This is a genomic window from Angustibacter peucedani, from assembly GCF_054779595.1.
Map to the genome: position 1 here is coordinate 22,216 of NZ_BAAGXY010000115.1, position 7,458 is coordinate 29,673.

Consider the following 7,458-nt stretch of genomic DNA (forward strand, 5'->3'; position numbering starts at 1 on the left):
TGGTTAGCGAAGGCGTTTCGGAATCATCATCCCCACAGGTTGCGATCCATTCAGTTCAGTCAGTGCGTAAACCATCGCATCGAGGCGGTCAGGTGATTTCTTCGCGGTGGCGGGGATGTATTCCATCAGCTGGTTCTCCAATACGTAGAGATTGCCGTGATTTGCCACTCGCCCCTGTTCGTAGAGCGCCGATATCGGCTCCGCGCGGGCATACTTACCTTTGCTGGCATGGACACGAATGATGCGACCCTTGAACCCGGCGTTGCGTAGTGTCTCCTCCGCCATATCTCCGCCCTGGTTCGTCTCAATAACTATCGCGTCAGCTTCGTGTTGCTCATAAGCCGATATGGCTTTCTTGGCCCATCCAGAAGGTGAAAATTTACCGCTGTAATCGCCATCCACAGAGAACTGCTTTTTATCACCAGCACCATATGAGCTGGCAGCGACAATACCTGTTTCATCGCTTTCGTCGCTGTTTGTTGCCTGCGGGTCAATGGCTACGACAGTGCGAACCTTATCGTGATGAATTTGCAGTTCGCGTGCCGCGCTGATCATAACTTCTGTCCACAGGGCTCCTTCAGCATTAAACCTGCGAGGCTTCTGCATGTACTGCGCTTCGGCGGTGCGCCGGTGAGAGAACAGGGATATACGGTGCGATTCATTGTGCTTGAACGGCCACAGCCAGCCATCAGGCAGTCCGTGGTCAATCGGTATAGCGTGTGAGTTTTCAGGGTACTGCGCTGCGTATGGCTGACTATTGTCGATAATCACCGGCAGATTCAGGTGATGCCATTTCTCTCCACTCCCGCCTCTCAGCAGATAGCCGCTCAGGTCGTGGTAATGGATTCGCTGCATGATGACAATCATCGGCGTCGTCTCGATCGCCAGTCGTGATTTAATTGTCTCGTTAAAGCGATTGTTTACCCCGTCGCGGACGATCTCTGAGTAAGCGTCATCTGGCTTAACCGGGTCATCGATAATCAGCGCGCCCTGCCAGCCCGGTTCCATATGGCCGGCACGAAAGCCGGTAACCTGCCCGGCAGCTGACGACGCGTAGACGCCGCCACCGTGTTCGGTCCACCACATCGCCTTACTGTCAGCGTCATCGCGCAGCGCCATCGGCCACATTGACTGGTAGGCCTGCGACTTAATCATGCCGCGCGCGGTTGAGGAGTTCAGCAGCGCCAGGTTGTGCGAGTAGGACAGGTGCATAAAGCGAGCCCGGCAGTTCAGTGCCAGTCCGCGGCCCATCATGTTGATGGTAGCCAGCTCCGTTTTCGTGTACCCAGGCGGGACGTTGATGATCAGGCGCTGAATCTCACCATCAATGACGCGGTCCAGCGTCTGCTGAATCACCTTGTGGTGCGGCGCGACAATCATCTTGCCGCCAGTACGTTGCTTGAAGAAGTATCGAGCGTAGTAAAGCCCGTCCTCTTCGCATTCAACCTTACGGGCAAAAGCCTTTTGCTCAGCAGTCGTCATCCTCCATCATCTCCTGCCGTGCGGATTTGTATTCCTCTTTGCTCATGGTGATCGTCTGGATGGCGCCACCATTCGGGCCGGAATGTTCAAACTTGTGCTTATTGGTGTAGGCATCGCCGCATTCCTTCGCCGCCTGTTCGATAATCTCGGCAGTAAGCGCGAGGTTCTTCATGCCCTCGGCACGCGTTGCCATGCGGTCGAGAACGCGAAGTCGGTACGCCTTGTTAGCGATCGGTATGTCTGAGATTTCATTCTGGAAGCGTTCGCGGGTGGCATTGAACATGTCCACCCATTTCTGCGCCAGCCCCCTGCCGTTTGCTTTCGTCGGGTCGTGTGATTCGACCTGCTGACGTGTGATGCTCAGGCCAAATTCTTTTTTGACCAGCTCAACCACCTGGGATGGTGTATCGAAGCAGGCAAGGGACTGAACGATGAAGGCTTTGACCTCACCTTTCAGTGTCGCCATGGATTACCTGCCTGTCATAATCAGTCATATTGTTAGGCCAGCTTTAACATGCATGTGCCGCATGACCTGGCTATATCGATGTGAGCCACTTCTGCTGGCGCATTGGCCGCATCAACGAGCTCCTGTACTTCTTTGCTGGCACCGTATCGACGTACGACGCCAGTGAATTCTTCGACGTCGTGGCCGCGCAGTATCAGCACTGGCTGCCCGGTCTCTTTGTTGAACTTCAGCGCGCCGAAATCATCGGTGGCCTGGGCGATGTGGTAAAGCTCATGCTCTACCAGTGCGCAGAATTCGAGGTCACTGCATTGTGAGCAGTAATCAGCCGCCAGCGTGATGATGAACTTCGGTATTCGCCCGAACCATTCATGCATCTGCTGTTCCATTCTGGCTTTCTGCCAACCACCGGCGCGCAGCATTACCTGCTCGGCCTGACCGAGGACATACCGTCCTTTCTTCGCGAAAGAGTCAGACGCCCACATAAAGCAGAGGTTAGCTTCAAGCAGGTGCTCATGGTCAGGGTTGTGGATGCTTCCGGTATCACTGAGGATTTGGCGGCTTACCCACTCATGCACTTCATTGGCAGGTATTAGCCTGGTGTATGGCTGCCAGTTGTCGGAGGTGATGAAGTTAACTGGCGGATATGGCCTGCGCTCGTCATCGTTAACCATGGGTTACTCCGCCTTAAAGCTGCACCGTGTCGCTGGTAACGGTTTCGATTTTGAAGCACTTGTTAGTCAACCAGTCCCAGCGAAGTAAGGCTGACAGCACCAGGATCGGCTTCATGTATGGACGAAGAGATACTTTTGAGGTGAATGTTACTGTTTTGCTCATGAGTTACTCCGTTGCTTGTTCTTCTGGCTGCTCGGTCTGCTCTGCCTGCACTGGCGTGAACTGCACGCGTTTCACATCCGCTGGAGCAAAGTACAACCACTCGCCCGTCTCGTTCGCCAGCGGTACAAAGCCGTTAACCAACTCAGGCTGACGTCGTGACATCTTGCCTGTGAAGGTTTCGCCTGTTTGGGTGGTTAGCGTGATTTGGTAGATGTCGGACATGATTACCTCTTTGCCTTGTCGCAGCTGTTGCCCTGCTTCTCAGAAGTGCTTAGCCACTTACGGCTTACCCGTCAGCAAGATGTGATCACCATCCTTGCGGGGTTACACAGATCATTATCGAAGCCCCTCAGTGAAGAGCTTCTGTAATGTCGATCAGCCAATCAGCAATTCTGGCTGCGTTACCTGCATGATGTGCTCATGCTCGAGCTCCAGAACGCGCTTCTCTTTCTTCCGCTCGTTCATCAAACGGCTTCCGATCGTGCCTTTCAGCTTTGAGCGCGTTTCTTTGATGGCGTAGCGGTGCTGCATTTCTTCACCCATGGCCATGCGTCGGTTTAGCTGCTCGGCCATCCAGTTAAAGGCGGCGATGTATTGCTCTTTAATCGCGGTCGCCATCTTCCCGGTGAAACCCATTACAAGCATCATCCAGCCATCTTTCGTGATGTTGTACATCAGGCGCATTTCGCCTTTCTTATCGAGGTATTCAACGGGCTCAAAATTGAGCCGGTTAAAATCAGGGGAGCAATCTGACTCCAGCCGCTTGATAGTGCGAAGAACGTTTTTATGCGCCTTTCCGAAATAGCGGGCGATCTTCATGGACGTCGTGATGACCTTTCCGTTGGATGGCAAAACCATTTCGCGGAAGTCGAAGGCCGGAATAACTGACGGATTATTCATAGCGTGTACCTTTCTTTGAGATGAACCTTTGCCGCATAGGAAATCAGCCCGTCGAGGCTCGCCAGCACTAACTGACTTCCTCAAAGGCTCATTTCAAAGGGTTTGGTTCGACGTGGTTTGAATGCGCTGCGGTGCGCGGTGAAATGCGGATACAAAAAAGCCCCGCCGATGCGAGGCTCTGTGATTCTGCTACGGTTAAAGCCCAGAGGAGAGACTGTGTCAGAACCTCAGGGATGAGGCTCTATTTCCCCTGGGTCTGCTTATCCCACTCCTCGCGGAACCTGGATGGGTTGTCGAAACCTTCACTGCACTGGTTGGTTTTCGTCACTTTGCCCCCGATTCTTTTGTTTTCTGGCAGTTCGCCTGCCACGCTTTGTTATGCGCCAGGATGTCGCGCTTCGTCTGGCGGTCAAGAACATCAATGTCGTGATCAGTCAGGTAGATTGGCTTTACCCAGTCACAGGCTGTATCAACCACCACCGGGACGCTTCCACGTGTCACGCAGCTCGCGATCAACATTGTCATCAGGCATGCGGTTAACATTCTGCTGTACATTGCTGGCCTCTTTTGTTGCTTCTACACGGCGTTCGGCTACTGACTCAATGGCTGCGGCCTTTTCTTCTATGCGCTGCCGGCCTGCTTTTTCTTCAGCCTGTTCACGCCCGCGAAAACGGCCCACACCAAACGCACCAAGCACCATCAGGATCGCAACTCCGATTGCCGCCAGTACAGATTTGAGTGTCATCATAGGCTCACCCGCTCGCGCATCCAGCCATAAACGAATGACTCGTTAGCCGGCCGCTGTTCTGCCAGCTCAAGATAACGCTGACCCTGGCTACAGTTCAGTGCGCGAAGCAATACGATTTCTCCCTCATCTCCACGTCGAGCAAGATAGCTTTTCAATGCGCTGATAGTTCGGGGGCCAATAACCCCATCTGTAATCAGGTCTGGGTAGAGTTTGCCTTGAGTGTTGAACACGCTCAGCCAGCGCTGGAACCATTTAACCGGCACTGATGGCCCCATGTTCACACCGGTATCGCAAAGTTCGGTGGCAATGGAAGGGGATACTTCTGCCACCTGATCAAAGCGTGGGCCATACCAGTAATCAGACTCAAGGATCGCCAGAGCCTGCTCACGTGTAAGGTTTCGCATATCCCCGGTATAACCATGCGCGCGGGCAGTTGCCTGAGTAATTCCCCAGTTCGTTGGTCCGCCCTTATCATTCGGGTGATCAACATAACCGCCCTCTTTGCCGAGAATGGTGTTAAAGATATCGTCTTTGGTCATGGCTATTCCGTAATGACGACCTTCGCCAGGTTCCCGCGCGCCAGCCACACCGCCATGCAGATGACGGAGTTCAGCAGCAGGTCGCCGAGGTTAACCTGTACGTAGTGGCCGAGCAGAATGTTGAAGGCGTTGAATCCGGCGGCAAGGATGACCAGGTAGGCCAGCACCGCGACACTAAGGCGATGACGCTTTCCCTCTTTCCGGAAAAACATCAGCCTGACCATGATTAACAGGCAAACTATGGCGTTTGCATCCATCAGAAGAAGCTGCCATGTCATTTATCTTCCTCCCCCAGCCCCGGCATCTTCCCGCTTTTGGATTTGCGGAGAATACGCAGCAGGACTGCCACGGAAATGGAAGCAGTGACAATTGCACCGACAGCTGGCGATACCTCAATGCTGGCCGGTGGCTTCATCAGGCTTAACGGCGTGTTGATGATTCCGGCCATGATTTTCGCCATGGGAACGGAGAAGAACACGCCACTGATAAACGATATCAGCGCAAAGATAGCCTGCTTCCAGAGTTGATGGGGATCTGAGGTCAGAACGTATAGCGCAGTTCCGGCGAGTGATCCGAGCATCACTGCTGGAGTCGCCTCCGGAAACAGCGTGGCAAAGGTTACACCGACTGATGACGATGTAAGACCAACGCCTACGATAGTGAAGGTCTCAGACATATTTATTCCGTGTGTAGTTGGTTCAGGCCCTCGGGGCGATTTAACAAGTAGGCGTGTCGATGATGGTTCCCGGAGCCTGAAAATAAAAAAGCCAGCGACAGGCTGGCAATGTGAGGGTAAGGCAATGTCGGCTCTCTGGCCGAAGGGTCCCAGGTAGTGGGTTCTGGTGCCGGGCAAAGGAATCGAACCTCTGACGCGCAGCTTACAAGGCTGCCGTTCTGCCACTGAACTAGACCGGCGAATATGGTTTGAAATCACTTACTGATGCTGGCTGTCCATTCACGCCAGCGAGCGTCTCTAATCTCTTGACTCATCTTCTGATCTTCAAAGCGATCAGACAGTTTTATTGAGTCTGGAAGCAAAGCCCAGGCAACATAAAATTCGTGCGGCTCGAACTCGCCGCCTGCAAATTGATATGCGCCGACATGGTAGACCTCGCCATCCTCTTCCAGAGCCACCACATGGGCAATATGCCAACCATCGCATGGGTTGAGCAGAATCACCCACTCACCATCCAGATCCTTTGTCAGTTTTTCACTGGCAGGGCGGAAGACCAATTGCTCTGTGATTTTCTCGGACATGCAGGCTCCAGAAACGACAAAACCCCGCACGGTGGCGAGGTTTTTATGTTCAGTCGACAATCAAAGCTATGGCGACGATATCAGATTTACATGAAATATATGCCAATTAATTCATTTCTGCAATACCTTGATGATAATTTGTCGCCTTTTGTTGCGATCGTGCTTTTTTAACACTAAGTAACGCCTCTCTGTCCAGCTCTAAGAATATCTCCCTGATTGCACGCCAGCGCTGCGCGTAGTTGGTGCTCCAGTTCTGTGGAGTTGTGCTTGTAAGTGCAGCCAATTCCTGCTGCTGATAAACACGCTTGCCAGCCAACTCAGCTTTTACGTCCTGAGCTGCAAGCCACACCAGAGCCTTTAGTCGGCCCATGGTTTTAGAGGCGATTTTCTCCCCATCTAGCTGCTCTCTGAATTCTTCCCAAGATATCTGGCAGATCGTTGTCTGGTGCGGGAATTTTGTCTCTTCACTGTAGTTCCACAATAGCCACGCCTTATGGCGCTCTTCCAGCGACATGAGAGCCCGGCGCCAGGATGCGGTGCAGTACTCAACTGGATTAACCAGAGGAATATGTGACCCTTTAGCTCGCGACTGCTTACCGGGTATCGGTGGGTTATCCAGAGTAATCACCTTCCCGGTCACCTCATCCATCACGCGTGGTTTCTTGCGTCTGAATGTCTTTGTATCGTACTGGGCATTTTCAAGCCAGGCCATTAACTGCCCTTTCGTCGCCCCGCTCAGATCTGCGGTCGCCACCATGAGCTGCTGACGTACGTATTCCAGTTGCTGACTGTTCATGCGGCTTCCTTATGTGGCTGAGTGGTTTTCGTCTGGCTGTGCTTTGCTACTGGCGGCAGGTTGGCGCGCTTAACGCTTTCTGCCTGGTACCGGAGGAAGTCGGTATGGTTCATGCGGCCTCCTGTCGGCGGGCCCGGCGTTTTTCCAGCGCGCGGGCTTTGCGTGTGAAAATGGATTTGATGCGTTGCAGGTATTGGATGTCGAACCGGCGGACGGAATTGTCGTTGTTTATCGCCTCAACTTTTTCGGCACCAATGCGCTCAATAAGGCCCTGTTCAAATGCCTTTTGCGCGCCGTCCCGATCACGGTTGCAATAGACGCACTGGGATGCGGTATTGTGAAGGTTGAAAGCCAGATGCGCGGCAGCTCCACGGGTGCGGTAGTGGCCGCAGTCCATGGTTCCGCCAAACTTCTGCTCTGGTAGACGACCGCAACT

At 53.4% G+C, this 7,458-nt stretch carries 14 protein-coding genes and 1 tRNA gene; all 15 read right to left on the reverse strand.

The annotated features are described in order from the left end of the window. Nucleotides 1-3: 3 nt before the first annotated feature. Nucleotides 4-1,482 (reverse strand): phage terminase large subunit family protein, encoded by a 1,479-nt coding sequence (locus tag ACYVJ4_RS16715; RefSeq protein WP_063613706.1) that lies wholly within the window; start codon nt 1,480-1,482, stop codon nt 4-6. Next, nucleotides 1,469-1,948 carry a DUF2280 domain-containing protein gene (locus ACYVJ4_RS16720; RefSeq protein ID WP_022651005.1) on the reverse strand — a complete coding sequence of 160 codons (480 nt, stop codon included), beginning with the start codon at nt 1,946-1,948 and terminating at the stop codon, nt 1,469-1,471. The genes ACYVJ4_RS16715 and ACYVJ4_RS16720 overlap by 14 nt, the downstream gene beginning before the upstream one ends. A 32-nt stretch (nt 1,949-1,980) precedes the next feature. Further along, nucleotides 1,981-2,619, reverse strand: coding sequence for a putative metallopeptidase (locus ACYVJ4_RS16725; RefSeq protein ID WP_049025046.1), 639 nt, complete (start codon nt 2,617-2,619; stop codon nt 1,981-1,983). Nucleotides 2,620-2,785: 166 nt separating this feature from the next. Then, a complete protein-coding gene (locus tag ACYVJ4_RS16730; protein WP_017383056.1) occupies nt 2,786-3,004 on the reverse strand; it encodes a hypothetical protein in 219 nt (72 codons plus the stop codon). A gap of 153 nt (nt 3,005-3,157) precedes the next feature. Continuing rightward, nucleotides 3,158-3,682, reverse strand: a complete 525-nt coding sequence (locus tag ACYVJ4_RS16735) for a Rha family transcriptional regulator (protein ID WP_032105097.1) — start codon at nt 3,680-3,682, stop codon at nt 3,158-3,160. Between the two features lie 324 nt (nt 3,683-4,006). Continuing rightward, nucleotides 4,007-4,201 carry a hypothetical protein gene (locus ACYVJ4_RS16740; protein ID WP_044489031.1) on the reverse strand — a complete coding sequence of 65 codons (195 nt, stop codon included), beginning with the start codon at nt 4,199-4,201 and terminating at the stop codon, nt 4,007-4,009. Beyond that, nucleotides 4,152-4,430 (reverse strand): hypothetical protein, encoded by a 279-nt coding sequence (locus ACYVJ4_RS16745; RefSeq protein WP_032105113.1) that lies wholly within the window; start codon nt 4,428-4,430, stop codon nt 4,152-4,154. Before ACYVJ4_RS16745 ends, ACYVJ4_RS16740 begins: the two co-directional genes overlap by 50 nt. After that, nucleotides 4,427-4,969, reverse strand: a complete 543-nt coding sequence (locus tag ACYVJ4_RS16750) for a glycoside hydrolase family 108 protein (protein ID WP_048248649.1) — start codon at nt 4,967-4,969, stop codon at nt 4,427-4,429. Before ACYVJ4_RS16750 ends, ACYVJ4_RS16745 begins: the two co-directional genes overlap by 4 nt. A 2-nt stretch (nt 4,970-4,971) precedes the next feature. Beyond that, complete coding sequence (locus tag ACYVJ4_RS16755; RefSeq protein WP_001514184.1) at nt 4,972-5,247, reverse strand: phage holin family protein; 276 nt, start codon at nt 5,245-5,247, stop codon at nt 4,972-4,974. Next, the gene (locus ACYVJ4_RS16760) at nt 5,244-5,645 is read right to left on the reverse strand and encodes a putative holin (protein ID WP_001514183.1); all 402 of its coding nucleotides are present in this window, start codon (nt 5,643-5,645) and stop codon (nt 5,244-5,246) included. Before ACYVJ4_RS16760 ends, ACYVJ4_RS16755 begins: the two co-directional genes overlap by 4 nt. Nucleotides 5,646-5,809: 164 nt before the next feature. Then, a tRNA-Thr gene (locus ACYVJ4_RS16765) sits at nt 5,810-5,884 on the reverse strand. A 15-nt stretch (nt 5,885-5,899) separates the two neighbouring features. Next, nucleotides 5,900-6,226, reverse strand: a complete 327-nt coding sequence (locus tag ACYVJ4_RS16770; protein ID WP_032104831.1) for a hypothetical protein — start codon at nt 6,224-6,226, stop codon at nt 5,900-5,902. Between the two features lie 106 nt (nt 6,227-6,332). Further along, nucleotides 6,333-7,022, reverse strand: a complete 690-nt coding sequence (locus tag ACYVJ4_RS16775; RefSeq protein WP_032104832.1) for a bacteriophage antitermination protein Q — start codon at nt 7,020-7,022, stop codon at nt 6,333-6,335. Next, on the reverse strand, nt 7,019-7,135 hold the full coding sequence (locus ACYVJ4_RS16780) for a hypothetical protein (RefSeq protein WP_123277428.1): 117 nt from the start codon (nt 7,133-7,135) through the stop codon (nt 7,019-7,021). The genes ACYVJ4_RS16775 and ACYVJ4_RS16780 overlap by 4 nt, the downstream gene beginning before the upstream one ends. Next, the coding region (locus ACYVJ4_RS16785) for a recombination protein NinG (RefSeq protein WP_460461237.1) at nt 7,132-7,458 on the reverse strand (327 nt) is incomplete at its 5' end. The genes ACYVJ4_RS16780 and ACYVJ4_RS16785, both read right to left, overlap by 4 nt.

What these genes read in the sequence shown, in the direction of transcription:
- ACYVJ4_RS16715 (WP_063613706.1), bottom strand. Translation starts at nt 1,482, where the DNA reads ATGACGACTGCTGAGCAAAAGGCTTTTGCCCGTAAGGTTGAATGCGAA.
- ACYVJ4_RS16720 (WP_022651005.1), bottom strand. Translation starts at nt 1,948, where the DNA reads ATGGCGACACTGAAAGGTGAGGTCAAAGCCTTCATCGTTCAGTCCCTT.
- ACYVJ4_RS16725 (WP_049025046.1), bottom strand. Translation starts at nt 2,619, where the DNA reads ATGGTTAACGATGACGAGCGCAGGCCATATCCGCCAGTTAACTTCATC.
- ACYVJ4_RS16730 (WP_017383056.1), bottom strand. Translation starts at nt 3,004, where the DNA reads ATGTCCGACATCTACCAAATCACGCTAACCACCCAAACAGGCGAAACC.
- ACYVJ4_RS16735 (WP_032105097.1), bottom strand. Translation starts at nt 3,682, where the DNA reads ATGAATAATCCGTCAGTTATTCCGGCCTTCGACTTCCGCGAAATGGTT.
- ACYVJ4_RS16740 (WP_044489031.1), bottom strand. Translation starts at nt 4,201, where the DNA reads ATGTTGATCGCGAGCTGCGTGACACGTGGAAGCGTCCCGGTGGTGGTT.
- ACYVJ4_RS16745 (WP_032105113.1), bottom strand. Translation starts at nt 4,430, where the DNA reads ATGATGACACTCAAATCTGTACTGGCGGCAATCGGAGTTGCGATCCTG.
- ACYVJ4_RS16750 (WP_048248649.1), bottom strand. Translation starts at nt 4,969, where the DNA reads ATGACCAAAGACGATATCTTTAACACCATTCTCGGCAAAGAGGGCGGT.
- ACYVJ4_RS16755 (WP_001514184.1), bottom strand. Translation starts at nt 5,247, where the DNA reads ATGACATGGCAGCTTCTTCTGATGGATGCAAACGCCATAGTTTGCCTG.
- ACYVJ4_RS16760 (WP_001514183.1), bottom strand. Translation starts at nt 5,645, where the DNA reads ATGTCTGAGACCTTCACTATCGTAGGCGTTGGTCTTACATCGTCATCA.
- ACYVJ4_RS16770 (WP_032104831.1), bottom strand. Translation starts at nt 6,226, where the DNA reads ATGTCCGAGAAAATCACAGAGCAATTGGTCTTCCGCCCTGCCAGTGAA.
- ACYVJ4_RS16775 (WP_032104832.1), bottom strand. Translation starts at nt 7,022, where the DNA reads ATGAACAGTCAGCAACTGGAATACGTACGTCAGCAGCTCATGGTGGCG.
- ACYVJ4_RS16780 (WP_123277428.1), bottom strand. Translation starts at nt 7,135, where the DNA reads ATGAACCATACCGACTTCCTCCGGTACCAGGCAGAAAGCGTTAAGCGC.